General features: G+C 39.4%; 26 protein-coding genes and 1 riboswitch. Of the genes, 15 read left to right on the top strand and 11 right to left on the bottom strand.

What is annotated here, in order from left to right:
* Positions 1-36: 36 nt before the first annotated feature.
* The 3 genes from RV13_RS09050 to RV13_RS09060 form a co-directional block, all read right to left on the bottom strand.
* Positions 37-942: a lactate/malate family dehydrogenase gene (locus RV13_RS09050; RefSeq protein WP_028020726.1), complete on the bottom strand. Its 906-nt coding sequence runs from the start codon at positions 940-942 to the stop codon at positions 37-39.
* Between the two features lie 86 nt (positions 943-1,028).
* Complete coding sequence (nrdI, locus tag RV13_RS09055; protein WP_010746441.1) at positions 1,029-1,478, bottom strand: class Ib ribonucleoside-diphosphate reductase assembly flavoprotein NrdI; 450 nt, start codon at positions 1,476-1,478, stop codon at positions 1,029-1,031.
* Positions 1,479-1,956: 478 nt separating this feature from the next.
* Positions 1,957-3,108, bottom strand: a complete 1,152-nt coding sequence (locus tag RV13_RS09060; protein ID WP_010746440.1) for a hydroxymethylglutaryl-CoA synthase — start codon at positions 3,106-3,108, stop codon at positions 1,957-1,959.
* A gap of 229 nt (positions 3,109-3,337) precedes the next feature.
* Between RV13_RS09060 and RV13_RS09065 the strand changes: the two genes are divergently transcribed.
* From RV13_RS09065 to mgtA, 3 genes are all read left to right on the top strand, one after another.
* On the top strand, positions 3,338-5,755 hold the full coding sequence (locus RV13_RS09065) for a hydroxymethylglutaryl-CoA reductase, degradative (RefSeq protein WP_010746439.1): 2,418 nt from the start codon (positions 3,338-3,340) through the stop codon (positions 5,753-5,755).
* Between the two features lie 264 nt (positions 5,756-6,019).
* A riboswitch (M-box (ykoK) riboswitch) is annotated at positions 6,020-6,189 on the top strand.
* 175 nt (positions 6,190-6,364) lie between these two features.
* On the top strand, positions 6,365-6,793 hold the full coding sequence (locus tag RV13_RS09075; protein WP_035016672.1) for a GNAT family N-acetyltransferase: 429 nt from the start codon (positions 6,365-6,367) through the stop codon (positions 6,791-6,793).
* 199 nt (positions 6,794-6,992) lie between these two features.
* Positions 6,993-9,647, top strand: coding sequence for a magnesium-translocating P-type ATPase (mgtA, locus tag RV13_RS09080; RefSeq protein ID WP_028020725.1), 2,655 nt, complete (start codon positions 6,993-6,995; stop codon positions 9,645-9,647).
* 46 nt (positions 9,648-9,693) lie between these two features.
* On the opposite strand, the gene RV13_RS09085 is transcribed toward mgtA, so the two are convergent.
* The 3 genes from RV13_RS09085 to RV13_RS09095 form a co-directional block, all read right to left on the bottom strand.
* Entirely contained in the window at positions 9,694-10,140 is a 447-nt protein-coding gene (locus RV13_RS09085; protein WP_010746436.1) for a GNAT family N-acetyltransferase, read from the bottom strand.
* Positions 10,130-10,597: a GNAT family N-acetyltransferase gene (locus RV13_RS09090; protein ID WP_010746435.1), complete on the bottom strand. Its 468-nt coding sequence runs from the start codon at positions 10,595-10,597 to the stop codon at positions 10,130-10,132. The genes RV13_RS09085 and RV13_RS09090 overlap by 11 nt, the downstream gene beginning before the upstream one ends.
* Positions 10,598-10,921: 324 nt before the next feature.
* Positions 10,922-11,989 carry an endonuclease/exonuclease/phosphatase family protein gene (locus RV13_RS09095; protein WP_010746434.1) on the bottom strand — a complete coding sequence of 356 codons (1,068 nt, stop codon included), beginning with the start codon at positions 11,987-11,989 and terminating at the stop codon, positions 10,922-10,924.
* A 201-nt stretch (positions 11,990-12,190) separates the two neighbouring features.
* Here RV13_RS09095 and RV13_RS09100 point away from each other — a divergent pair, with 201 nt between their 5' ends.
* Positions 12,191-12,772, top strand: coding sequence for a GNAT family N-acetyltransferase (locus RV13_RS09100; RefSeq protein WP_010746433.1), 582 nt, complete (start codon positions 12,191-12,193; stop codon positions 12,770-12,772).
* A 61-nt stretch (positions 12,773-12,833) separates the two neighbouring features.
* Here RV13_RS09100 and RV13_RS09105 read toward each other — a convergent pair whose 3' ends face one another.
* Entirely contained in the window at positions 12,834-13,355 is a 522-nt protein-coding gene (locus RV13_RS09105; protein WP_010746432.1) for an LURP-one-related/scramblase family protein, read from the bottom strand.
* 26 nt (positions 13,356-13,381) lie between these two features.
* Positions 13,382-14,245 carry a Cof-type HAD-IIB family hydrolase gene (locus RV13_RS09110; RefSeq protein WP_010746431.1) on the bottom strand — a complete coding sequence of 288 codons (864 nt, stop codon included), beginning with the start codon at positions 14,243-14,245 and terminating at the stop codon, positions 13,382-13,384.
* Positions 14,246-14,413: 168 nt separating this feature from the next.
* Between RV13_RS09110 and RV13_RS09115 the strand changes: the two genes are divergently transcribed.
* The 9 genes from RV13_RS09115 to RV13_RS09155 all read left to right on the top strand — a co-directional run bounded on the left by RV13_RS09115 (position 14,414) and on the right by RV13_RS09155 (position 22,374).
* A complete protein-coding gene (locus RV13_RS09115; RefSeq protein ID WP_010746430.1) occupies positions 14,414-15,094 on the top strand; it encodes a uracil-DNA glycosylase in 681 nt (226 codons plus the stop codon).
* Positions 15,095-15,252: 158 nt separating this feature from the next.
* Complete coding sequence (gene pta, locus RV13_RS09120) at positions 15,253-16,233, top strand: phosphate acetyltransferase (protein ID WP_010746429.1); 981 nt, start codon at positions 15,253-15,255, stop codon at positions 16,231-16,233.
* 254 nt (positions 16,234-16,487) lie between these two features.
* Complete coding sequence (locus RV13_RS09125) at positions 16,488-18,077, top strand: alpha-glucoside-specific PTS transporter subunit IIBC (protein ID WP_010746428.1); 1,590 nt, start codon at positions 16,488-16,490, stop codon at positions 18,075-18,077.
* Positions 18,078-18,096: 19 nt separating this feature from the next.
* The gene (locus RV13_RS09130; protein WP_010746427.1) at positions 18,097-19,428 is read left to right on the top strand and encodes a 6-phospho-alpha-glucosidase; all 1,332 of its coding nucleotides are present in this window, start codon (positions 18,097-18,099) and stop codon (positions 19,426-19,428) included.
* A gap of 64 nt (positions 19,429-19,492) precedes the next feature.
* On the top strand, positions 19,493-20,272 hold the full coding sequence (locus RV13_RS09135) for a MurR/RpiR family transcriptional regulator (protein WP_010746426.1): 780 nt from the start codon (positions 19,493-19,495) through the stop codon (positions 20,270-20,272).
* A gap of 37 nt (positions 20,273-20,309) precedes the next feature.
* Positions 20,310-20,762, top strand: a complete 453-nt coding sequence (locus RV13_RS09140; protein WP_010746425.1) for a hypothetical protein — start codon at positions 20,310-20,312, stop codon at positions 20,760-20,762.
* Positions 20,763-20,764: 2 nt separating this feature from the next.
* Positions 20,765-21,229, top strand: coding sequence for a PTS sugar transporter subunit IIA (locus RV13_RS09145; RefSeq protein WP_010746424.1), 465 nt, complete (start codon positions 20,765-20,767; stop codon positions 21,227-21,229).
* Between the two features lie 159 nt (positions 21,230-21,388).
* Positions 21,389-21,856, top strand: coding sequence for a tRNA (adenosine(37)-N6)-threonylcarbamoyltransferase complex ATPase subunit type 1 TsaE (gene tsaE / locus RV13_RS09150; protein ID WP_010746423.1), 468 nt, complete (start codon positions 21,389-21,391; stop codon positions 21,854-21,856).
* Positions 21,853-22,374 carry a GNAT family N-acetyltransferase gene (locus RV13_RS09155; protein WP_010746422.1) on the top strand — a complete coding sequence of 174 codons (522 nt, stop codon included), beginning with the start codon at positions 21,853-21,855 and terminating at the stop codon, positions 22,372-22,374. The genes tsaE and RV13_RS09155 overlap by 4 nt, the downstream gene beginning before the upstream one ends.
* A 21-nt stretch (positions 22,375-22,395) precedes the next feature.
* Here RV13_RS09155 and RV13_RS09160 read toward each other — a convergent pair whose 3' ends face one another.
* Entirely contained in the window at positions 22,396-22,929 is a 534-nt protein-coding gene (locus tag RV13_RS09160; protein ID WP_010746421.1) for a 3'-5' exonuclease, read from the bottom strand.
* Between the two features lie 76 nt (positions 22,930-23,005).
* Entirely contained in the window at positions 23,006-23,761 is a 756-nt protein-coding gene (locus RV13_RS09165) for an exodeoxyribonuclease III (protein ID WP_010746420.1), read from the bottom strand.
* Between the two features lie 115 nt (positions 23,762-23,876).
* Between RV13_RS09165 and RV13_RS09170 the strand changes: the two genes are divergently transcribed.
* A complete protein-coding gene (locus tag RV13_RS09170; RefSeq protein WP_010746419.1) occupies positions 23,877-24,788 on the top strand; it encodes a Gfo/Idh/MocA family protein in 912 nt (303 codons plus the stop codon).
* 85 nt (positions 24,789-24,873) lie between these two features.
* Positions 24,874-25,782, top strand: a complete 909-nt coding sequence (murB, locus tag RV13_RS09175; protein ID WP_010746418.1) for a UDP-N-acetylmuramate dehydrogenase — start codon at positions 24,874-24,876, stop codon at positions 25,780-25,782.
* Between the two features lie 45 nt (positions 25,783-25,827).
* On the opposite strand, the gene RV13_RS09180 is transcribed toward murB, so the two are convergent.
* Positions 25,828-26,451, bottom strand: coding sequence for an ECF transporter S component (locus RV13_RS09180; protein WP_010746417.1), 624 nt, complete (start codon positions 26,449-26,451; stop codon positions 25,828-25,830).
* Position 26,452 lies beyond the last annotated feature (1 nt).

Here is a 26,452-nt window from a genome sequence, read left to right on the forward strand (position 1 = left end):
TTTCTATCAGTCCTAGAAATTATAGAGCCTTTTTTTTTATATTGTCCCGTGCATGGAATGAATCGTCTGAATCGTCTGTTGCCATTTTACTTGTTCTGCATTAGAAAGATCTAAAGGAAAGCTTTCCATGATTCCTTGTCGTGAAAGCTTTGCTGGAGAGCCTACATAACAATCTTCAGCAGGATGATAATGGCTAACTGGAGCGACTAGATAGTTGTTATTCAGAATGGCTTCAACAATTCGTGAGGCCTGAATGGCAATCCCATAAGAAGTATAGCCTTTACCTCTGAACGTAACCCAGCCACCATCTCGAGCAGCAGCATCTAATGCTATAAGTTTCTCTTCAGATAAGGTATCTGTAATTGGTACTCCGCCTATACGAACACTTGACCAAGCAACAAACTGGCTTTCACCGTGCTCACCAATAACATAGCCGTCAATTGCAGAAGGATGAACGTTCAATTTCTGACTAACAGCATGTTTCATGCGTCCAGTATCTAACGTAGTACCTGTGCCTAGCACTCGTTCTTGAGGAAAAACCGTTAGTTCCTGCAAATACTGGGTGATCACATCACATGGATTAGTAATGTTCAGTAGTATTCCATTAAACCCAGATTCTTTGATTTTTGGTGCCCATTCCTCCACGATCTTTTTAGTAAGGTTCAATTCTGCGAAACGATCAGGATTGCCTTCGAAGATGGAAATGTCGCCGGCTGAAAAAACAATGATGTCAGTGTCTGATAACTCAGCTAAATCAGGTTCGATTAGCCGTACTTGATTATTTTGTTCCATTTGTCCATCCATCAGATCATTTAATTCTGCTCTAAGAATAGCTTCTCTTGGCTCAAAAAGAACCAGCTCATCTATTATATTTTTTGAAATTAAGGTATAAGCTGTCGTACTTCCAACATGACCTACACCGATAATTGCGACTTTTCTCAATTTCAACACGCCTCTCTCAAAAAAATTCTTATTTTAAAAGAATGCCCCTAACATGAGAAAAAGTCAATAGAATAATTAGTAAATGATTAATTTACGGCTTTCTTTTTTAAAATCTGGTACACACGTTCACAATCTGCAGAGGTCCCTCTTAGTTCATAATCCGCTAAGAAGGGAAAACTAAAAGCTTCACTGTATTGTTTTGCGGTTAAGCAATATTGGTAGTTAAAGTTTTTGTTTCCACTGCCAACTACACCTAGACATTTTTTGTAGTTATCTTCGTATTCTAAGTATTCACGCATCACTTCGGTCAGGATCTCAGTATCCCCGCTATCTACACCGTTACCGCCTTCTAAATAGGTGGGAACAAAAGTAAAGAAAGGAGATTCTTCCACTTCAAAAATACTGTTCTCTGAAATTTCTTTGGCTGAAATCAATGGATTTGCTGAGTCTAACTCATGTTGTTCTTTCCCGTATTCCTCCAAGCGTTTTATAAAAGCTTTTGTATTTCCAGAGATCGAGATATATAAAATATTCATTAACTGACGCCTCCTATTTATTAAAATGAGTGAATCATAATCGTTTTATCTGACCACAGAATTATAACATGAAAAAGATAAATAAACAGATTGTAAACGGTTGCAAAAATCAGTAAAATGTGTTATAAATATAGATGTAAGGGGTAGGTCCCTAAGGTTGTAAAATTGTACAACAGAAATGAATGGAAGCAGTATTCATTTCAAAGTGAATGCCGAAATGGCAGAAAGGAAGTAGGGATTTGAAGTCTCCTTACCAAGTTATTCTAATCTAGCGGGGAAGAGAAATGTAGACAGTAGAACCATTTCTCCACTTAATGGTGAGGCTTAAACGAAATTCAACCACAAAGACGTTTAAGACCTAGACAAGAGTGTGAATATTCCAGAAATCTGGAATGAAGAAAAAACACTTAGCCATTAGACCTGCTAGATTATTTTTTTTGCGCAAAAAAGCCAGCTGAAAAGCTGGCTTTTTCGATAGCTATTTATTGTAATAACGAATATCACCACTAATTTTGTTTATCGCATAAGCAGTATAATCAGAGAAGGTATACGTTTCACCATCTGTCGGTAATTTCTTATTGAACATCGCTTCATATTCGTCAATCGACAATTGTTGACGACTTGAAAGCAACGCTTGATTTTCCTCAATTGATAGATAGGTTTTGTAATCATCCATCAAAGTCATTGAAAAGAATTCGCTGACTGCACCAGAGCCATAACTAAATAGACCAATCCGATCGCCAGCAGCTAAATCCCCATTATCGAGTAGTGACATGAGCCCAAGGTATAAAGAGCCTGTATATAGATTTCCGACTTGTCGACTATATACAACCGCCTCATCATAACGAGCTTCAAGTCGTTGCTGCTCTTCTTCTGACATTTCAGAGAAAATTGCCCGCAGCGCCTTACGTCCCATTTTTGTATAAGGTAGGTGGAAAGTCAGCGCAGCATAATCACTGCTATCTGTATGATTGACTTTTTTATTTTGTTCCCAAATACGAGTGAAGGAATCGATATACACCTGATTTGACATGTGACCATCAACTAATGGGTAATCATGTCCGGCCGGACGCCAGAAATCATAAACATCTTCGGAATAGAAGACACTATCATTGTTGAAAGCTAATAAATGTGGGTTTTTAGTAACTAGCATAGCGACTGCACCGCACCCTTGTGTCGGCTCGCCTCCGGTGTTCAGTCCATATTTAGCAATATCTGCTGCAATAACTAAAACTTTGCGATCCGGATGCAGAGTAACATAGTCGTTGGCTTGTTGCAGTGCAGCAGTACCACCGTAACAGGCATGTTTTATTTCAAATGAGCGAGCAAATGGTTGAATCTCTAACAGTTCATGGATGATAACTGACGCAGATTTTGAAAAGTCGGTGCTAGATTCTGTGCCGACAATTACCATGTCGATGTTCTTTTTGTCCTCATCTGTAAGAATTTTCGCAGCAGCACTTGCTCCTAAAGTAACGATGTCTTGTGTCTCAGGAATAATTGCCATCTGATCTTGTCCAAGACCAATGTGAAATTTGTTGGGGTCAGTCTCACGTGCATTTGCCAAGTCCGTCATATCAAGATAATAATTTGGTACATGGAAACTGATTTTATCAATCCCTATATTCATATTGCTCCTCCTATTTCTAATTGATGAATAATGCTTCATCAATCAATTTCACCAGCATATCTTTCCACTAAATTACCAAAGTAAAAAAGTAGAGTAGACATTCTTTTCTTCCAAAGGTAAATATATCATAGAAAGGTCAAAATTAGTTAAGTTTGAATCTTAAGAAATTATAAAACTATCTATGCTATACTTACGTCTGGTTTTTAATGAAAATATTGGAGGTGCACTCTTGGAAGAAGTAGTTATTTTAAGCGCTGTACGAACACCAATTGGCAGATATAAAGGCAAATTAGCAACTGTTTCAGCCGTCGAGTTAGGTGCGTTCGCCGTAAAAGAAGCGATGAAACGCGCAGATCTCGCGCCAGATCAAGTTGAACAAGTATTCATGGGGAATGTATTGCAGGCAGGAAATGGTCAAAATGTCGCAAGGCAATCTGCAGTAAAAGCAGGAATTCCTTATGAAGTACCCGCCACGACAATCAATGAGGTTTGCGGTTCAGGAATGAAATCAGTTATTTTTGGAATGCAGCAGATTTTGCTAGGTGAAGCTCAGGTTGTTGTCGCAGGAGGAACTGAAAACATGTCACAAGCACCAAAAGTGACAAGTTTTGACTATTCTGCACAAGAGTGGCAGGAACCAAAATCAAGCATGATCTATGATGGATTGACAGATGCTTTTAGTGGCAAGCATATGGGACTAACCGCGGAAAAGGTAGCTGAAGAGTATCAAATTACTCGTGAAATGCAGGATCAATATGCCTATGACTCCCAAATGAAGGCTTCAAGAGCCAGTAAAGATGGAAAATTTGAATCAGAAATCGTTCCTATTCCTCTTCCGGATGGAAGCACCTTATGGGAAGATGAAGGGATTCGACATGATTCAACGCTTGAGAAAATAGCTTCTTTAAAGCCTGCTTTTAAGGAAGGGGGCGTTGTTACAGCGGCTAATGCTTCGACTTTGAATGATGGGGCATCAGCGGTTGTTCTAGCGGCGAAATCCTATGCGATTGAGAATGGATTAGCTTATTTAGCGGTTATCAATGGCTATAGTGAAGTGGGAATTGACCCTAGTATCATGGGGATGGCTCCAGTTTCAGCGATTAATAAACTATTACACAAAGCAAACCGAACGATTGACGAAATTGATACGTTCCAAATCAATGAAGCGTTTGCGGCTGCTTCTGTCGCTGTTCAAAAGGAATTAAAGCTCCCTAATGAAAAAATCAACGTCTATGGTGGTGCAATTGCACTAGGACATCCAATCGGAGCTAGTGGAACACGGATTATCACGACTTTGATCTCAGAGCTTGTACAAGAGGATAAACAGCGAGGCATCGCAAGTCTCTGTATCGGTGGCGGCTTAGGTCTAGCTTTGATGATAACGAAAGCTGAGGATCAAGAAACTGCAAAAAAAAAGTTTTATCAAATGACTCAAGCCGAACGATTAGCTAAGTTGGTCAAAGAAAAAAAGTTGTCGGCGAAGGAAGCGGCACAACTAGCCACTGAGACAGTATTACCAGAGAAAATCGCGAATCATTTAATTGAGAATCAAATCAGCGAGTGCTCCATTCCACTTGGGTTGGCACAAAATTTTGTTATTAATGGGGAAAAAAAGCTTATTCCAATGGCGACAGAAGAACCTTCTGTTATTGCTGCTGCTAGTAATGCAGGGAAGATAATCGCTAAATCTGGTGGAATCACGACACGTGTGATGAATCAAAATATGGTTGGTCAAATTGTTTTGCGGAACGTTACAGATTTTGAGAAAGTGAAAAAAATCGTTGATGCCAACGAACAAAGCTTTTTTGCGGTCGCTGAGAAAAGCTATCCGTCTATTTACCAACGTGGCGGTGGAGTACAATCGATAAAAGTGCGTACCTTTGAAGAAGGTTATGTTTCTATCGACTTAGAAGTGGATACAAAAGACGCAATGGGAGCGAATATCTTAAACACAATGCTGGAGGCTGTTGCTCAAGAAGTCCGACAACTAATGCCAGAAGCAGATATCTTATTTAGTATTTTAAGCAATTACGCGACACAGTCACTCATTGAAGCGAAATGTGAAATTTCATTGGAACAGCTCTCACCTGAGTTGGCTGAAAAAATTGTTTCTGCGAGTGAATACAGTAAGATCGATCCGTATCGTGCGGCTACCCATAACAAAGGCATTATGAACGGCATTGATGCTGTAGTATTGGCAACTGGAAATGACACACGTGCTGTAGCCGCTGCGTGTCACGCATACGCGGCACGAAACGGTCGATACGAAGGGATGACTGATTGGTCCATTCAAGAGAACACCCTCATTGGTAAGTTGACTTTACCTATGAAGGTTGGAATTGTTGGAGGAGCAACAAAGGTTTTTCCAAAAGCGCAATTAAGCTTGAAGTTATTAGAAATAACGTCTGCTGAAAAGCTAGGAGAAATCATCGTGGCTGTTGGATTGGCTCAAAATTTTGCGGCTATTCGTGCATTAGTCACAGAAGGAATTCAAAAGGGACACATGGCGATGCAAAGTCGTTCGTTAGCGATTACGGCAGGCGCAACAACTAGTGAAATCCCACAAGTTTCTAGACAATTAAGAAAAGCTGAACGAATGAATTTAGCGACAGCTGAAGAAATTATAAAAAAACTTCGTTTGGGTTAATCAAAAGAATCGAAAACGATTGAGTAGAGCAAGATGCTCTACTCTTTTTTATAGAAACGATCGTTATTTAATTATGTCCTCTCAGATTTTTCTGTACTTTTCTATAAACTATAAATTAATTTGAAAACTTTTTTTAATAAAAAAATCGCTTTAAATCAATATAAAATTGGATTTTTCAAAGTGTGAATAAAGGGATCAACGGATTTTTTTCATAAAAAAGTTTGACAGACTCGTTATTACTTGTTATATTGTGTTCGAAAATAAAATATGATTTGTTAGGTGAGGCTCCTATACAAACATAGGCTACTGCCCAAAAATGTCGAGAGACGCCAATGGGTAGAACAGGAACTGTCGAATACAAGGCTTTTCTTAAGGTAGCTAAGATGTTTGTCTTTACGTTGTATAGTGCCAAAACTCAACGATTAGATCGACTATACGACTTTGTCTCTTTAGGATGAATAATAGTAAGGCTTTTCGCTGAGTTTTTGAGCGAAAAGCCTTTTTTACGTAGCAAACATTATTATTTTTAAAACAAGAATAAGGAGGAACAATCATGGTAAAACAGTGTTCACATTAACAAAGTGGAATAGCCCATTATATAATGAGGCCTTGACACTTAGAAACAACGAGTTAAAGCTAAGCTCTGGTAAGCAACTTCTATTCCAAGCACCTAGAGAGGAAAAGAACGATCTTCACTTGGTTGTCAAGCGAGGGAATCGAGTAGTAGGAACGCTATTACTACATCCGATTTCAAACGAATGTGCTCAGTTCAAACAAGTTGCAGTAGATACTCATTTTCAAGGGGAAGGGTTAGGAAAAAATTTATTGATTTATGCAGAACAGATCGCGAGGAGTTTCGGCTTTTGTTTCGTTTTTTTAACTGGTAGAAAGCAAGCATGGGGATTTTATGAAAAATTAGGATACCAGGCGATTTCTGATGATTATGAGGAAGGCAAATTGGTTATGAGAATCTACAAAAAGAAGATTCGATCATCACTAGAACAAACAGAAAAAAAGGAGATGAAAACAAATGGATGACAGTAGCTCAATAATTGCGGGTTTATGGCAGAAAAGAACAAACAAGATACTATTGTCTATTTGTTTTTAACCTCCACTTTTCTCCATAAGCCCGTCGATTGCAGGAGGGGTAAGGATGAATACGGTAAAAGATATGGCTCTATACTTGTTTATAGGGATAGGATTATGGCATATTTTTTTCGGAGAAAAGGAGAAAAAAATGAGACAACAAAAGAAAGTAACAACAAGGACAGATTATAGTTTATTTGCTAGAAAAACAGTGAAAAATATTTTTGAGACGTTTAATACATCTACATTGGGATTATCAGCTGAGGAAGTTTTAGAAGCGAGAGAAGCATTTGGTGAAAATAAGCTTCCTTTAAAAAAGGCGACGCCATTTATCATAGAAGTTCTGAAAGCATTTATCACCCCTTTTACTTTGGTACTAATTGGGTTAGGATTCATTTCTTTGGTTACAGAAGGGATCTTGCCAGAAGCAGGTGAGAAAGATTTCTTTGGCAGCGGCATTATTTTGGTTATGGTGTTAGTCAGTGGAACAATGACACTGGTACAATCTGTTCGTTCAAATAAAGCGGCAGAAAAGTTAAAATCATTGGTCAAAGTAACGGCAACGGTTCGTAGAGAGAATCGTTATAACGAGATTCCGATGGAGAAGATCGTCTGCGGTGATCTAGTAAAACTTTCCGCAGGGGATATGATTCCAGCGGATATCCGTTTGATTACCACGAAGGATCTATTCATCTCACAGTCTGCTTTAACTGGCGAAAGTTATCCTGTTGAGAAAAGTGCTGGTGAGATAACGGGGAATAAGGATTCTGAAACTAGTTATGATAATTTGGTATTTATGGGAAGTAATGTAATTAGTGGAAGTGCTGAAGGCGTTGTAATTGCCACAGGTGCAAATACATTGTTTGGTGATGTCGCAAGTTCTTTATCGGATACCCCCGTTCAAACAAGCTTTGAGCTAGGAATTCGTAAGACCTCTTTCTTATTTATTAAATTCATGGCCTTGATGGCGCCAACAGTGATTGTTATTAATGGATTTACTAAAGGGGACTGGATGGAAGCATTTCTATTTGGTTTATCCGTTGCTGTAGGTTTGACACCGGAAATGCTGCCGATGATCGTAACGACTAATTTGGTCAAAGGTGCTACAGGGATGGCGAATAATGGCACAATTATCAAGAACTTAAACGCGATTCAAAATTTTGGTGCAATTGATGTTTTATGTACAGATAAAACGGGAACCTTGACCCAAGACAAGATCATTCTCGAATATCATTTGGATTGTGATGGAGAAGAGGATCATCGAGTTCTAAGACATGCTTATTTAAACAGCTATTATCAAACAGGATTAAAAAATTTGATTGATGTTGCGATTATTGAATCTACCAAGCAGGAATTGGACACCGATGCGATTCGTTACAAAAAAGTAGATGAAATTCCTTTTGATTTTCAGCGGCGTAGAATGAGTGTTGTTGTGGAGGATCAACAAGGAAAAACTCAAATGATTACAAAAGGCGCGATAGAAGAAATGCTTGAAATTTCCTCTTTCGTAGATTTTAAAGGGGAAGTCACGGAATTAACAAATGATTTAAGAAAAAAAGTATTACAAAAGGTACACGAGTTAAATGAAGATGGCTTACGTGTCATCGGGGTTGCTCAAAAAACGAATCCTAGTGTTGTCGGTGAATTTTCAACTGCTGATGAGGCAGAGATGGTGCTTATAGGCTATTTAGCTTTTCTAGATCCACCAAAAGAAACTACGAAACAAGCATTGAAGGCATTGAAAGAACACGGTGTAGGTGTGAAGGTTTTAACAGGCGACAATGCCTTAGTGACAAAATCTGTTTGCAAGCAAGTTGGATTAGGAACGGAAACAATCATTCATGGAGAAGACTTAATTCATTTAAAAGAAGATGAATTAGCGGAGATCGCAGAAAATTACAATGTCTTTGTAAAGCTAAATCCGCAGCAAAAACAGAAAATTACGAGTTTGCTCAGAAAAAATGGGCATACGGTTGGATTCCTCGGAGATGGGATCAATGATGCTCCGGCAATGAAGGCAGCCGACGTTGGAATTTCTGTTGATACTGCAGTGGATATCGCGAAAGAATCTGCGGACGTCATCTTGCTAGAGAAAGATTTGATGATTTTGGAACGAGGAATTCTTTCTGGAAGAGAAACCTTTGGCAATATCATGAAGTACATCAAAGCTACTGCTAGTTCAAATTTTGGGAATATGTTTTCGGTATTAGTAGCTAGTTCTTTTCTGCCATTCTTACCAATGCTGCCGTTACAAATTCTCTTCTTGAATCTGATTTATGACATTTCTTGTATTTCAATTCCTTGGGATCGGATGGATAAAGAGTATTTAGAAAAACCAAAAAAATGGACTGCCTCCAGTATAGGTAAGTTTATGGTCTGGCTTGGTCCAACTAGTTCAATCTTTGATATTACCACGTATTTATTGATGTACTTTGTGGTCTGTCCAGCTGTTATTGGCGGAAGCTATCACTCATTGTCACCAGATCAGCAGGTAGCTTTTATCGCTATTTTCCATGCAGGCTGGTTTGTCGAGTCGCTTTGGTCACAAACCTTAGTTTTACATGCGCTGAGAACTCCACAGATTCCATTTATTCAAAGCAGAGGGTCATTTATCATGACGGTCATTACAACTTTAGGGATTGTTGTAGGAACCTTGTTGCCATTTACAAATTTCGGACAGAATTTGGGATTAGGTATCTTACCTAATCAATATTGGCTATGGTTAGTTGTCACGATTTTGGCTTATCTATTGCTAGTTACCTTGGTAAAAAAGATCTATATCCAACGTTACCAAGAACTTTTATAATAAATCACGCCTCTGAAAAATTAATTTCAGAGGCGTGCTTTATTATTTATTTTTTATCTGCTCGCAAATAAACCATGTCGACGAGTTGAACGCCTTGGTCAATTATCGGTTCGTGATAGTTGTCTGTAAAGAAGTTTTCTACACGATGAGATTCTTGAAATCCACACTTTTTATAAAAGTTCAGGATGCCAGGGACATCACCAGTTCCAACATACATCGTTTGATACTGAGTTAAAAACTCATTGAATAAAAACTGAATCATGGTTTTGCCATAGCCTTTGCCATGCTCATTTGGCATCGTCGCGATATTTTTCAGTTCACATTCCGTTTCATTTAATTGTGTGACAACGGCTTCGCACTTCAAATCGTCATCATACAGGACAAACATACGCCCGCTATCAAGGTAGCGATCAATCATGTCTTCTTGTTCGTCCGCTAAAAGAAGCAAATCTAAAAACTTTTTCTTATTTGAATGAATTTCTTCAATTTTCATTTGATTTTTCCTTAGTGTTTCTTATTTTTAAATGCAGGATGGGAAAAGCGTTCCCTTGCTCGTCAAATTCTGAACGACCAGCTAGTTGAAAGCCCATGTGCTGATAAAATCCTATTCCTTGTTCATTTTGTTCATTTACATCGACATACTTTATCTGTTGTTCGTCAATTGCGTAATGAAGCAATTTTTTACCGATTCGTTTTCCTCTGAAATGAGCAGCAACAAAGAGCATCTCGACTTTTTCATTTTCGATTCCAACAAACCCGACAAGAGTTGGGGCGTAATAGCCATAAAGCTGATCGATCATTAATAGAGCGTTCTTTACCTCAGGCTTTAAAGACTGGATGTCTTCTGCTGTCAAAAAGTGATGGGTAGCTGCCACCGAACTTTCCCAAATCAGCAACAAATTTGCGAGTTCATTTTTTTTCTTTCTATTTATTTGTTTAATAGTTCCCATTTAGCAATCCTCCAATTTTTGTAAGGAAGAAGTGTTTTTCTCCGCAACAAATAAAGAGCACCTAAAATGGCTCTTTAATGAAGACGATGAAACCTTTCTTATTCCTCCTTCAAACAATGTTTCATCTCATAGTAGTTTTCTTGTTTGAAGGAAAGCAATTGTGCGTATATTGAATACAAAATGTCGCATAGAGAACAACTCTTTTCTTATTTTCTTAATTTTAACAAGGAAAAAAAGGGAATGCAATTTCTCATGGAAGAGTAGATCAAAGGAGAAATAAAAAAAGACAGCATGCTTATTTTTTAAAGCTGCTGCCTTTGAGGATTATTTCAAACTAAAATCTAGGTAGACGGGATTATGATCAGAATATTTAAATTGCATATCCTTTACATGAACATTTTTAACATTGATGTTCTCCGAAACAAGAAAACCATCAATCAAAGTAGTATACGTGGTTCCTTTTTTATAGGGCTCGTTTAAGGCACGAGCGGATGGAATTTTTTCTTCAGATAGCTTTCCATTAGGCAGGTGAAAGCCTGCTGGAAGTTGATCTTTTGGAAATGGATGCGTCCAGGTTTCTCGTTTTTTGGTCGTGTCAAAAACCTCCGGACTATTTCCTAAGACATCGTGATTATAGTCTCCTGCGACCAAAACATAGTTTCCCTTTTTATACTCATTTTCCATCACATCAAAAATCTTTTTTAACTGAGCTGCTTGAATCGAGCGGTCTTTAGTAAAAGCGGATAAATGTGTGTTGATCGCAATTAGCTCATGATCCCCCTTAACTGGAATACGGCTAACGGTGAAGGCGCGATCCAAGTCAAAGAATTTATTGAAATTTGTCTCGATTGGTAAAGAATAGCGCTTGCTGCTAGTTATTTCTGCTTTACTCAATGTGACAAGTCCAGACTTTGCTTGACCGATGGGATCTGTAAAAGGATAGAAAAGATAAGAGGAATCATAATTTTGACCATACAAACTATTGTATGCAGGCAGGTGCTTCTTCAACCAAGCAACTTCATCCACATGCTGCGAACGATCGCCATCTTGATCCACTTCTTGATAAAAGGCTAGTGTCGGTTCTAGCTCCTTTGTCGTATTCACAATTCCCTGCATATTTTCTTTAACGGTTTCCTTGTCATAGGCTCTCGAGTACTTCCCGCCATCCATAAAAAAACTATAGCTTGGTGGATAAGCACCGTATCCTACATTATGACTCATTGCGCGATACGTTTTATTTGTTTCAAGAGTTTGGTTATGCGAATTGTTTGGTTCTAAGGTTTGATCGTCAGGCAGACGGTCATAGCTTGCGAATAGGTAAATCAGGTAGCCGCCTAATACAAGGATAATTGCCGCAATAACTCCTAAAAAAATTTTTACTATTTTTTTCATTGATTTTCCTCCTAAATAAACGAAAACGCCCTTAATAGTTCTTATCTATTGATTTTAAACACAGCAATATGGAAATGAAACTGGTCAAAGTAATCATAGCAAACTTTTTACTGAATACAAAGGAACCGCACTTTCGAAAATCGGCGCCTCATGGTACACTGTGAAGGTAGTATCAAACGTTATTAAAAGAGAGGTTTTAAAATGATTCGATTTGCAAAAAAAGAAGATGGAGCGGCCGTAGCTAAACTGATATTGGTTATTTTAAAGGATATGGAGCTGGATTTTCTTGAAGAGTTTGGAGAAGAACAGGCCTTAGAAGCTATCGCTGCTTGCTTTGAAGATCCAACCTACCGCTTTGGATATGCAAGAGGGCTTGTGGAAGAAATCGATGGCGAAATTGCTGGTGCTGTTTTTGGTTATCCGGCGAATAAGGAAGCGATTATTGATCTGCCCTTACAAAAATATTTGAGGGCTCAGGGGATTGAAGATGAGGTTCAAATGTTTATTGATCCAGAAGCTTTTCCCAATGAATGGTATTTAGACTCGATTGCGGTAGATGAACGATTCCGCGGTCAAGGGATTGGTTCGAAATTATTAACAGCTGTCGATCGTTTAGCGACTCATGAAGGAGAAAAAGTGATTGGATTAAATGTTGACAAGGCGAATCCAAATGCGAAACGACTTTACCTACGAGACGGGTTCAAGGATGTTGGTGAAATCGTGATCAGCGGACATGTCTATGACCATATGCAACGAAAAGTAAAAGCCTTTGATAGAGGTTAACTTCTGACAAGTCGCTGAGAAAGAATGCGAAAAAAGAGCTATGACGATGCAGTCATAGCTCTTAATTTTGAGAAAAAGTCACTTCAAAGGCCGTTTCGGGCTCTTGCTGTTTGTTTCGATTGTAGAGCCAATAATCCATGATGGCTGCTACACAGATGCAGACTGGGGCATCTGCCGGATTGGTGACATCTAGAACATAATAATCACCTGTTAGCAAAGTCGCCTTATCCATTGTCATAATTGATTGGTTGAAGTGGTTGATTTTGTATTTATGATTATAAATATCTCCATAAACAGCCCAATGAAGCTGTTGAATGTAATAGAAGTCGCCAGGCCAATGGAAGATTTTGTGAAGCACACCTACTTTTGTGTGATCACAATAAATTTCAAATTTGCGCCCGAAAATCACACTTGCCTGCTTGATATAAGCGACGATTTGACCATCCATGGCATATAGAGATAGTACATTTCCTTTTCGTCCCCAGTGGCCAACCATTAAGTATAAAGGAACTCCCTTGTTGTCTTTGACGATCGTTCGTGTCATGGAACTTAGTTGTTTTTCTTGAATAAAAAATTCGGTCATGTTGTATCACACCTTCTAATTATCCATTATTCAGAAAGAATTCGATCGATTGCCGTTGCTACTCCATTTTCTTCATTCGTATCAGTGACATGTTTAGCAATTTTTTTGATGGCGGTTGCTGCATTGCCCATCGCGAAGCTAGTGCCAGCGTATGTCAGCATACTGACATCATTGAAATTATCCCCAAGAGCCATCACTTGATCCGCAGTAAAGCCCCGTTCTTCGGCAAATTGTTTTAAGGCAATCCCTTTTTGAGCATTGACGTGATTGATCTCTATATTCGTCAATTCAGAAGCGGCAATTGCTAAATCCCCCATTTTTTCTAGAACACCAGTAACTTCTTTTAGCTGTTCAGGTCCGTTTTTGTCAAAAGCAATGATTTTTAATACGTCTTCATTTTTTTCAATTAATGTCTGACGCATATCTTTGACGAAAGTAATCGGTGTTAAAGATAAATGTCTAGAGGAAGCCGCAATCGCCATTTTTTTAGAGATTCCAGGCATCTTTTCTAGAATATGTTCAGAGAAAAATTCGATTCGCATCGGCTGATTTGAAGAGTATACATGCTCGGCAGTAAAAATTTCATAATAGAGGTCGGCCTCTTCCAGCGCGTCCATTACTTCAAATGTCTTTTCCTTGCCGATCGGAATCGTAAAAATGGTTTCTCGTTCTGCGTTTACGACATGAGCGCCGTTTAATAAAATCATTGGTACGTGAATGTTCGCTTCATCCAAAGAAATTTTGGCGTGGCTCATTCCGCGTCCAGTAGCTGTAATAAATTCAATTCCTTGAGCTTGAGCTTTCCGAATGGCTTCGATATTTGCTGTCGGGACTTGCATTTGATCATTCAACAGTGTACCGTCCATATCAGAGGCAATGAGTTTTATCAAAATTATTCACCTAGCTTTCCTATCATACAACGATAGTGTACCATAATCCCAGAGAGGATAACCATGTCGAGGATATTCTTTAAAAAGAATTAGTTGAACAGGAAAAATAGAGTGGAAGGATTAAACCGTTTTTCTAATGCAAATTATTTCAAACAGGAGTGAGTGAACGTGAAAGAAATCATCCATAATGACTGGCAAAATGTTTTAGCCGATCAATTTCAGGCACCATATTATTTAAAGCTGCGTGAATTCTTGAAACAAGAATACAGTACGCAACGAATTCATCCAGATATGTACCATATTTTTGAAGCACTTGAACTAACCCCTTATGATAAGGTGAAAGTTGTCATTTTAGGACAAGATCCTTATCATGGCGTAGATCAAGCACATGGACTGTCCTTTTCTGTTCAACCTGGTGTAAAAATTCCACCATCCTTACGGAATATTTACCAAGAAATGCAAAGCGATTTAGGCATTCCGCCAGTTCAACATGGAAATCTCGTAACTTGGGCGAAACAAGGCGTATTGTTGCTTAATACAGTCTTGACGGTGCGAGAAGGGCAGGCATATTCTCATCGAGGACAGGGCTGGGAGCAACTGACAGATGCGATTATTGAGCGGTTAAATGAACGTGAAAAGCCCATTGTTTTTATCTTGTGGGGGAAACCGGCTCAGGAAAAAATTAAAATGATTGATACAAGCAAACATGCCGTTGTGAAATCTGTCCATCCGTCACCATTGTCTGCTCATCGTGGATTTTTTGGGTCAAAACCTTTTTCAAAGACGAATCAGCTATTGACGGAATGGGGCGAGGCACCGATTGATTGGCAATTACCTGAAACAGTGTAGTATGACAACGGTTTCTGTTATAGAGACAGTTTGTGAAAAGGCTCTTAATTCACATTTACTAGATTTTAATTAGTAGTACAGATGCTTTATTCTGTCCTTTTCTTTTCATGTGAAGTATTGTATGATAGATAGGAAATAAATATCTGGAGGGTTTTATTGTGGAACTATTTGATAGTTTGAAATTTAAGATTATTCGTCGCAACATTAAAGTTGCATTTCCTGAAGCAACTGACGCACGTATTTTAGGGGCTGCCTCTCGTTTGAAAGCGGAAGAACTAATTGAACCAATCTTGATTGGGAATATGGCTGAAATTGAAAAAGCTGCGGGCGCTCGTGGAATCGCTTTAAGCAACTTCACGATCATTGATCCTGATCATTTTGATCGCTGGGATGAAATGGTAGAAGCCTTTGTTGAACGCCGTAAAGGAAAAGTCAGCAAAGAAGATGCTGAAAAGATTCTTAAGGATGAAAATTACTTTGGTACAATGTTGACTTATATGGGCATCACAGACGGAATGGTTTCTGGTGCGATTCACTCAACAGGAGATACAGTTCGTCCAGCATTGCAAATTATTAAAACGAAACCAGGCGTAAGCCGAACAAGTGGTGCGTTCTTAATGGTTCGTGGCCGCGACCAAGAAAAATATCTGTTCTCGGATTGTGCCATCAACGTAAATCCAAATGCTCAAGAATTGGCGGAAATTGCTGTTGAATCAGCAAAAACTGCAGAATTATTCGATATTGAGCCAAAAGTTGCAATGATGAGCTTCTCAACAAAGGGATCTGCAAAAGCTCCAGAAGTAGAAAAAGTTGCTGAAGCGACAAAAATCGCTCAGGAATTAGCGCCAGATTTCTTAATCGATGGCGAATTACAGTTTGATGCTGCCTATATTCCAGGTGTGGCACAACTAAAAGCCCCTGAATCTAAAGTAGCCGGTCAAGCAACAGTCTTTGTTTTCCCAGAGCTTCAATCAGGAAATATCGGCTATAAAATTGCCCAACGCTTCGGTGGATTTGAAGCTATTGGTCCAGTCTTGCAAGGATTGAACAAACCAGTTTCTGACCTTTCACGTGGGTGTAACGAAGAAGATGTATACAAACTATCGATTATTACAGCAGCCCAATCATTGATGAGCTAGTCTCGAAGGGCTAAACGATAAAGAATAAAAGTAAAAAAGACAAGAATTCGCAATCAGACGAATTCTTGTCTTTTTTTCTGTCAATAATCGAAACTGGGGGGAGGTTGGGAAATTTCCCAGTCCCAGACACTTGGTGACAAGCTTGGAACCTAATTCCCAGAGTTGTCTCAGAATATTGTAAACGGTTTATTCGCCCTGTATAGTCTGAGGTGTAAACAGGAAAATCAATAATTGGAAGGAGAGGTATTGTTGTCATGATGGAAAAGATTCAGCGCTTTGGAGGAGCAATGTTTACCCCTGTACTATTATTTTCTTTTTCAGGAATAATGGTTGCTCTATGCATTATTTTCAAAAACCCAATGCTTGTGGGCAGCATCGCCAATGAGGGGACGACTTGGTACTCGATCTGGAGCATCGTTGAAAATGGTGCTTGGACAGTCTTCAATCAGATGGAACTACTATTCGTTATCGGGTTATCCATTGGGCTAGCGAAAAAGGCAAATGCTCGAGCAGCGATGGAGGCATTCGTTGTTTATACGACCTGTAATTATTTTATCTCATCGATGTTGGAGTACTTTGGAAACTTTTTTGGAGTAAATTTTGCCGCAGAACCAGGTGGAGAGAGCGGGCTTAAACTAATTGGAGGAATCAAAACATTAGATACCGGAATTATCGGTGCGATTTTTATTTCAGCAATTGTTGTTTTTTTACACAATCGATACTTTGATACAAAGCTGCCGGATTTCTTGGGTATCTTTCAAGGATCGTCGTTTATTGTCATTTTAGGATTTTTCTCAATGCTGCCGATTGCCTTTCTGATTTGTTTGATTTGGCCAAAGGTCCAACAAGGAATCGGTTCTTTGCAAGGTTTCTTAGCAAGTGCAGGAATCTTTGGGGTTTGGCTCTACACCTTCTTAGAGCGGATATTGATCCCGACAGGGTTGCATCACTTTATCTATACGCCATTTGTATACGGGCCAGCTGTTGTTGAGGAAGGGATCACTAAATATTGGATGGGGCATCTGCAGGAATTTGCTCAGACAACTAAGCCATTAAAACAATTATTCCCAGAAGGCGGCTTTGCTTTACATGGAAATTCTAAAATTTTTGCTTCTCCAGGAATTGCGGCGGCCTTCTATTTTACTGCGAAGCCAGAAAACAAAAAGAAAGTATTAGCTATTTTAATTCCAGCCACCTTGACTGCTGTGTTAGCTGGGATTACGGAGCCTTTAGAATTCACTTTCCTATTTGTATCGCCACCGCTATTTGCTGTACATGCATTTTTAGCAGCATCGATGGCGGCGACAATGTACGGCTTCGGTGTAGTAGGGGATATGGGCGGCGGCTTCATTGATCTGCTGGCGAAAGTTTGGATTCCACTGTTTCAAAATCATAAAAGCATGATCTTTACTCAGTTATTTATCGGACTAGCGTTTATTTTGATCTATTTTGTCGTTTTCCGCTTTTTAATTCTACGGTTCAATCTGGCAACGCCGGGGCGCGAGGAAAATACCCAAGACATTAAATTGTACTCAAAGAAAGATTACAAAGCAAAACAAGGCGGCAACGCACCTGTTTTAGAAGGTGCGAATCAATATACTGAACAAGCAGCTGTTTATTTAGATGGTTTTGGCGGAGCGGAGAATATTGAAAAAGTGAATAATTGTGCTACCCGTCTACGAATTACAGTTAAGGATGAGACGCTTGTACAACCTGATGAAGTGTTTCGATTAGGCGGCGCTCATGGCGTTGTACGAAATGGTAATGCATTTCAGGTGATTGTCGGTTTAGATGTGCCGCAGGTTCGTGAACAGTTTGAAACATTAATGAACACAGAAAATTAATAAAGGGAGCGTATGAAGAATGAAGAAATTTTCAATTGTTATTGCAGGTGGGGGAAGTACTTTTACTCCAGGAATTGTTTTGATGTTATTGGACAACTTAGATAAATTTCCAATTAGACAAATAAAGTTTTACGATAATTTGGAGGAACGTCAAAATCATGTGGCGAGTGCCTGTGAGATTTTATTAAAGGAACGTGCACCAGAAATCAACTTTGTCGCTACGACAGATCCGGAAACAGCCTTCACAGACGTAGACTTTGTTATGGCTCACATACGTGTTGGCTTGTATGCGATGCGGGAAAAAGATGAAAAAATCCCATTAAAATATGGTGTAGTAGGGCAAGAAACCTGCGGGCCTGGAGGTATTGCTTATGGGATGCGTTCGATTGGCGGCGTATTGGAATTAGTCGACTATATGGAAAAATACTCTCCAGACGCTTGGATGCTGAATTATTCGAACCCTGCGGCTATTGTAGCAGAAGCGACTAGAAAATTAAGACCAGAATCAAAGATCATTAATATTTGTGATATGCCTGTTGGAATCGAAGAACGGATGGCGCATTCGATCGGCTTGAATTCACGTAAAGAAATGGAAGTTCGCTATTATGGTCTGAATCATTTTGGCTGGTGGACAGATATTCGCGACAAAGAAGGCAATGATTTGATGCCACAAATTAAAGCGCATGTGAAGGATCATGGCTATTCATTACCGGAAGAGATTGAAGAATCTCAGCATACAGATGCTAGCTGGATGCATACCTTTGCAAAAGCAAAAGAGGTTTACGCGTTGGATCCAGATACATTACCAAATACCTATTTGAAATATTATTTCTATCCACAAGATGAAGTTGCACATGCAAATCCTGAATTTACACGTGCAAACGAAGTGATGGCTGGTCGGGAAAAGCATGTATTCAGCGAATGTGACCGTATTGCCGAAGCAGGAACCGCTGAAGGCACCTCTTTAGAAGTGGATGAACACGCAAGTTATATCGTGGATCTTGCTCGCGCGATCGCTTATAACACACATGAAAGAATGTTGCTGATTGTGCCAAATGAAGGAGCCATCGTCAACTTTGATGAAACAGCGATGGTAGAAGTACCCTGTGTTGTAGGCAGTAATGGACCAGAACCATTGACGCAAGGAAAGATTCCACGCTTCCAAAAAGGCTTGATGGAGCAACAGGTAGCAGTAGAAAAATTAGTGGTTGAAGCTTGGGCAGAAAAATCTTATCAAAAATTGTATCAGGCGTTAGCACTGTCAAGAATTGTTCCAAATGCTCGGATTGCGAAAGAATTATTGGATGACCTGATTGAAGCAAATAAAGAATTTTGGCCAGAATTAAGCTAGTTGCGATGAAAAACAATATTTTTTCCTCCTCCATCACGTATAATAGTGTAGGAGGGGGAAAATTATGACATTAGAGCAGTTGATTCATCAACATTTAGCAGAACTGAGCGAACTGGATAAAGATATCTTACAATTCATGCTGGCGAATCCTGAAAAAGTTAGATCTTCAGGAATTATGGAGCTTGCCGATATGGTCCACGCGTCCAAATCATCTGTATTAAGAACAACGAAGAAGCTTGGCTTTTCCGGTTACTCAGAATTAAAGTATTTTCTACGACATACGGAAATCAGTGAGCAGCAAGAAACGAGCGAGAAGAATATTTTTGAGAAGCAACTCGATGATATCAAAAAGACAATTGAGTATATGCAATCAGTGAACTTGGAACCAATCAACGAGATGTTTGATCGAAGCCAAACGATTTATTGCTATGCTACGGGTTTTTCTCAAAAAAATATTATCGATGAATTCTACAAAATGTTATTAAATGTGGATAAACGAGCGCTGGTTTTGCCAAACAAAACTGAGTTGGATATGGTAATGCCGATGATTACCCAAAATGATTGTGTAGTGATTGCTTCATTAAGCGGAGAGACAGATGATGTGAAAGAGAATCTAACAGCTTTTGAAGTTCGGAAGATTCCCGTACTGGCGGTTACAGCAGTCGGAGATAACTATTTTGCTAGACATAGCACGCATCATCTAAATTTTTATTGTGACTTTTTCGTTATTGGCAGGAGAAGACTTCAATCACAATCCTTGATTGGACTAAGCTGTTTAATGGATTACTTGCTTCGATCCTATGGCATTTATACACTTGAGAAAAGTACTGATTCCACAACTTAAATATATCTAAATTTTGACACGAAAGGGAGATTTTAAAATGATAGCGCTTAAATCTTTGAGAGTGAAAAGAAATGTGTTGCTTGGCTATTGGGTTCTGATGCCAGTGCTCTTTTACTTCTATTTATTTTTAGTAAGCTTCAATCAGCAGGTGACCATCCAACAACTTATTCTTCAAATTCCAGGATTAACATTAGGTTTGCTACTGTCATTTTTAATGCTCTTTCAAGCAGCATGCCTCTATTTTATTAGTTCTCAAAATGAGAAGAACCACTTTGTTGAGAAACGTTTCTTAGCCTTTAGTTTGGTTCAGCAAATGTTAACGGGAAATATTATTGGCGCTGCCTTGTGTTTTTTCTATAATAGAAAAATAGTTGTTGAAAAACAGCCCATCTCACGCAATACAATGTTCATTTTTTATTTTGCGATTGGATTTATTAGTTTAATTACGGCAATCATCTTATTTATTGCGATGAGGACGAAAGGAGGATAAACATGTTTTCGATGTTTAAAAAAAAGAAGCAAGGAGTTATTTTTAGTCCTGTGAAAGGACAATTAATTCCGCTGTCTGAGGTAAGTGATCCTGTTTTTTCTCAAGGGATGATGGGACCAGGATTTGCGGTTGAACCTGCATCAAATGAGATTTTCTCACCTGTTACAGGGATAGTAACCAGTATCTTTCCAACTAAGCATGCGATTGGGCTTGAAATGAGTGATGGGAAAGAAGTTCTGCTTCACATTGGTATTGATACGGTTGAGTTGCAGGGTCAAGGATTTGATGTTCTTGTTGGTGAAGCTGCTAAGGTCACACCCGAGACAAAGCTGGCTGTTGTAGATCGAGAGTATTTGAAGGCACAGGGAAAAGCAAGTACAATTATGTTTTTATTCCCTGGGGATACTGAAAGCTATGTAACAAAATCGAAAGCCGTTGAAGCAGCAGAAGAAATCAAGTTCACCTAATTAAATAAGCTGACGATCTAATAAGATAGGCTAAATGCTTATCTTTTTTTGTTTATCTAAAAACACGCTTTAAACGGAAGCAAAAATGAAGAATCTTTTTCTTTTCTCTCAATGCTTAAATCGTTATACTAAGTTGGTAGTAGAAAAGAGGGGATTTGCGTGATTACGTTAGTAGATACAGCAGCAACGGAACGTTTAGGAAAAATGATTGGGACAGCAGCACAGGCCAGTGACAATTTAGTGTTGACCGGTGATTTAGGGGCGGGTAAGACGACCTTAACTAAAGGAATCGCTTTAGGTCTAGGAATCGACCAAATGATCAAAAGTCCAACCTATACGATTATTCGAGAATATCAGCAGGGGCGTTTACCGCTTTATCATATGGATGTCTATCGGATCGAAACAGGGGCCGATGATTTAGGTTTAGATGATTATTTTGAAGGTGACGGCTTATCGGTGATTGAGTGGGGGCAACAGTTAGGCGAGTATATGCCAGAAGATTATCTGGAATTAATTTTAGCAAAAGACGATCAAGATGAAACGATGCGTCGTGTTGACTTCATCGCGAATGGAAAACAAGCGGAAGAATTTAAAGCACGAATTTTGAAGGCGTGGGAAGCAGAATGAGTGAAGTTGAGATCACATTGAGAGAAGCAATCCCTGACGATGCGGCAGATTTATTACAAATTAGCCGCCAAATCGCGAAAGAAACTGATTTTTTGATCATGGATGAAGTTGGCTTAGGATTAAGTGAGGACATGCTGAGTCTGCAGTTGGCAAATTTATATGAAAGTGAGAATAACTTGCTTTTATTGGCCTTTGCTGATGAGCAAATTGTTGGAATGGCTTCAGTTAAAGCCGCATCGGAGTACACTGTTTCCCACATCGGTGAGATCGGGATTAGCGTGCTGAAGGAATTCTGGGGAATCGGTTTGGGAACGGCGCTGCTTGATGAGGTTATCTATTGGAGTGAGAATGCCTCGTCCCTATACCGTTTAGAACTGACCGTTCAAAAAAGAAATGAACGGGCCATTCGTTTATATCAAAAGTTTGGATTCAAAACAGAAGCAACAATGGTGCGGGGAGCCCGTGATGCACAGGGTGACTTTTTAGATGTATTGTTGTTGAGTAAATTGATCAAGTAAAAGCGAAGCGGAGTGCTTCGCTTACATGGGCAATACTAATTTTTTTAGTGGATCGATCCCAAAATGATCTTCCTGATAAAGCAAAATCTTTGCACAGGCACGGCTGTCCTCTAAGGCATCATGATGATGTTTCAAAGGGATGGAAAGCTCCTTACACACTGTGTTTAGCCGGTGGTTTGCCATTTCAGGAAACAGTCTGCGACTGGTTCGAACGGTACAAAGAGAAAGGTAAGAGGGTTGCTCTAAATGATAGTAGTCGAGACAACCAGCTAAAACCTTTGTATCAAAGCCGGCGTTATGAGCGACGATCAAACGATTCTCTTTATAATAGTGTTGGATCTCTTGCCATACCTCAGGGAATTTCGGTGCATCCTCCACATCTTCTGGGTGAATCCCATGGATTTGGATGTTTTTCCAGAAGAATTCAGTCTCGGGTTTGATCAATGAATAATACTCTCCGACAATTTGGCTATTTTTTACCATCACCAATGCCAAGGAGCAGGCACTGTGAGATTGATAGTTGGCTGTTTCAAAGTCCATTGCGATAAAATTCAACAGATTCACCTCTTCGCCAATGTTTTACCATATTTTTTAGCAGGGCGAAAGTCCTACAGGTAAAGCTTCAAACTTTTTAAAGATTGATGTCTAATTCTACAGGACAGTGATCGCTGCCGAAAATATCGGTATGAATCTTGGCATCTTGTAAATTTTCTTTCAAGTCGTCAGAAACAACGAAATAATCGATCCGCCACCCAGCATTATTCTTACGAGCATTGAAGCGATAGCTCCACCAAGAATAAATGCCTTCTTGGTCTGGATAAAAGTGTCGGAAGGTATCAATATAGCCGTTCTCTAATAAGAGACTAAATTTTTCACGCTCTTGTGGTGTAAAGCCAGCGTTTTTTTGATTGGTTTTCCAATTTTTTAAGTCAATATTCTCGTGAGCAACATTTAAGTCACCGCAAAAAATGACAGGTTTGATTTGTTTCAGACCATTCAGATAGGCTAAAAAAGCTTCTTCCCAGGTCATACGATAGTCTAACCGTTTCAACTCGTTTTGTGAGTTCGGTGTATAGCAAGTGATGACGTAATATTCAGGATACTCAAGCGTGATGACGCGACCTTCTTGGTCATGTTCTTCCACACCCAATCCATAAGTTACGTTCATCGGTTCGTGCTTGGTGAAGATAGCCGTGCCAGAATAGCCTTTTTTCTCTGCATAATTCCAATATTCGTAATAGCCAGGCAAATCCATTTCGATTTGTCCAGCCTGTAATTTGGTCTCCTGCAGACAGAAAAAGTCGGCATCTAATTCATTAAAAACATCCATAAAATTCTTTTTCATCACGGCACGCAAGCCATTGACGTTCCAAGAAATTAATTTCACGATGCATTCCTCCATCCATATAAAGATGAGTTTATTGTAACGAAAAAAAAGGAGAAAGCAAAGGATACAAGTATTGAATAAAACAAAAACTAAATCATAAAAAGGGGTCTTAATCATGAAAATCGGAGTTATCGGTATCGGAGGCATCGCCCAGAAGGCTTATTTGCCTACCTATGCGAAAATGCGCAAGGAAGCGACCTTTATTTTTGCGACTCGCAGAGAAGAGGTTCGGGAAAAAATAGCTCAAAAATACAACTTTGAGCATACAGTCGCAACAATTGATGAATTATTGGCAGAAAAAATTGATGCGTGCTTTATTCATGTGGCAACGAGTGTTCATTTTGAAATTGCCAAGCAATGTCTGAACGCAGGGGTTGCGGTTTTCATTGATAAGCCTGTTAGTGAGAAATTACAGGAGGTTCAAGAGCTCCAGCAGCTAGCGAAAGAAAAAGGACTTTTATTTATGGTGGGCTTCAATCGCCGCTTCGCACCAATGGTGGATCAGCTGAAACAGCTTCCGCAAAAAAAAGTTATTCATTTGGAAAAGAATGAGCCGAATCATGCGATGAATACACAATATGGCATCTATGATTTGTTTATTCATTTAGTGGATACAGCAGTGTTTTTATTAGATGATGAGGTCATGAAGGTTCATTCTAAAATTCGGGAAGAAAAGGGCCAAATGACGTATGCGCAACTATTGCTTTCAACACCAACGACAGAATGTATTCTTTCAATGGATTTGCAAAGCGGGGGAAAAATGGAACGCTACCAAGTAAGTTCTCCTAAAGAAACGATGGTTTTAGAGCAATTGACAGATTTGACGATTAAACGAGGACAAACAGAAGAGGTACAACGGTTTGGTGATTGGACAACGACGCTTGAAAAACGCGGGTTTGAACAATTAGTAACTACTTTCATTGCGGCGTTGAATGGCGAAAATGTAGATTTACGTCAAGAAGACGTACTATTTAGTCATGAGCTTTGTGAGCAAATGCTGAAGCAACACATTCGCCATCAGCTATAAGGGGTGGTAAGTTTTTTTCCCGCGTGCTAAAATAGCAAGGATGTTTGAAAAATTTACCCGTGTCGAACGAGAAAGGCTTATCAAAGTGAAAACAACAGAATTAACGAACGCATTACCAAATTTGAAAATCCTTTTGGATGAACCCTTAATGAATTATACCTTTACAAAAACCGGCGGACCTGTGGACGCTCTAGCATTTCCTAAAGATAACGAAGAAGTGAAGGCGTTAGTCGACTATTGTCGTGAAAATGCTATTCCATGGATCGTTTTAGGTAATGCCAGCAATCTGATCGTCAAAGATGGCGGAATCCGTGGTGTGGTAATCATGCTGACAGATATGACGACGATTCGCGTGGAAGAAGACACCATTACTGCACAAGCCGGAGCGAAATTAATTGATACAACGTATGTCGCCTTGGATCATTCCTTGACAGGTTTTGAATTTGCGTGTGGTATTCCTGGAAGTATTGGTGGGGCAGTATTCATGAATGCTGGAGCGTATGATGGTCAATTAGAAGATGTTTTTGAATCTGTCGATGTATTATTAGCAGATGGCACCTTTGAAACCTGGTACAAAGATCAGATGAACTTTTCTTACCGTCACTCTGCGATTCAGGATCAGCCAGCGATCGTGTTAAGTGCTAACTTTAAGTTGGCTCCTGGCGATCATGGACAAATCGAGAAACGAATGACGGAGCTGACGGAATTGCGCGAGTTGAAACAGCCACTTGAATATCCCTCATGTGGCAGTGTCTTTAAACGGCCAGTTGGACATTTTACTGGAAAATTGATCCAAGATGCTGGTTTGCAGGGATTGGTTTGGGGTGGTGCACAAATCTCTGAGAAGCATGCAGGGTTTATCGTCAATATCAATCATGCAACAGCGACTGATTATATTGAGTTGATTGCACATATCCAGCAAACGATCAAAGAAAAATTTGATGTAATGTTGGAAACGGAAGTTCGGATTCTTGGTGAAGATCCAAAAAAATAAAAAATGTTGGATAGAAATCGAAAATGATTTCTATCCAACATTTTTTTATTTTTTCATAAGTCGTAAAAGAACCGCGCAAACCGCCGTTGTTGCGATACCAGCGACGATGGCTTCAACCAATCCACTCCCGAAAATAATCCCTAAAATGACACCATAAACAGCATTAGCGGTTACCTGCAAGACATTGGCATAGCTGTCTTTAAAGAAGAAAAAGATCAGGTTCATAACTAAAATGGTATTGGTCATCGATCCAGCTAGACCGGCAATGAACAGACTGACTGGCCGTGCCTTTTGTTTCAAAAGGCGATGAAGCCCTTTGTAGACAAAGTAGGGAACGACACCGATTAAAATACGAGGAATAATAGCCACAATTATCGCGCGCCAATCCCCTTGGTTCGTCAACGGATTTGCGATAAATGGAGAAAAGACAAAGGACATCGGTGTGATAATCACAGTCGCTCTAGCCAAACTGATGATTCCAAAAACAGTTCCTAAGCCGGCACCGATGCGTGGACCTAAAACGATGGATGCAATAATGACTGGAATATGCATCGTTGTCGCATTAATCGGACCAATAGGAATAAAGCCAAGTGGGGTGACCGCTAAAATAATCATGATTGCTAAAAACATCGCGGTCAAAGTAAAGCTCTTTACATTTTTCTCTTTCATT

The sequence above is a fragment of the Enterococcus raffinosus genome (genome assembly GCF_001886185.1).
Classification (GTDB): domain Bacteria; phylum Bacillota; class Bacilli; order Lactobacillales; family Enterococcaceae; genus Enterococcus_A; species Enterococcus_A raffinosus.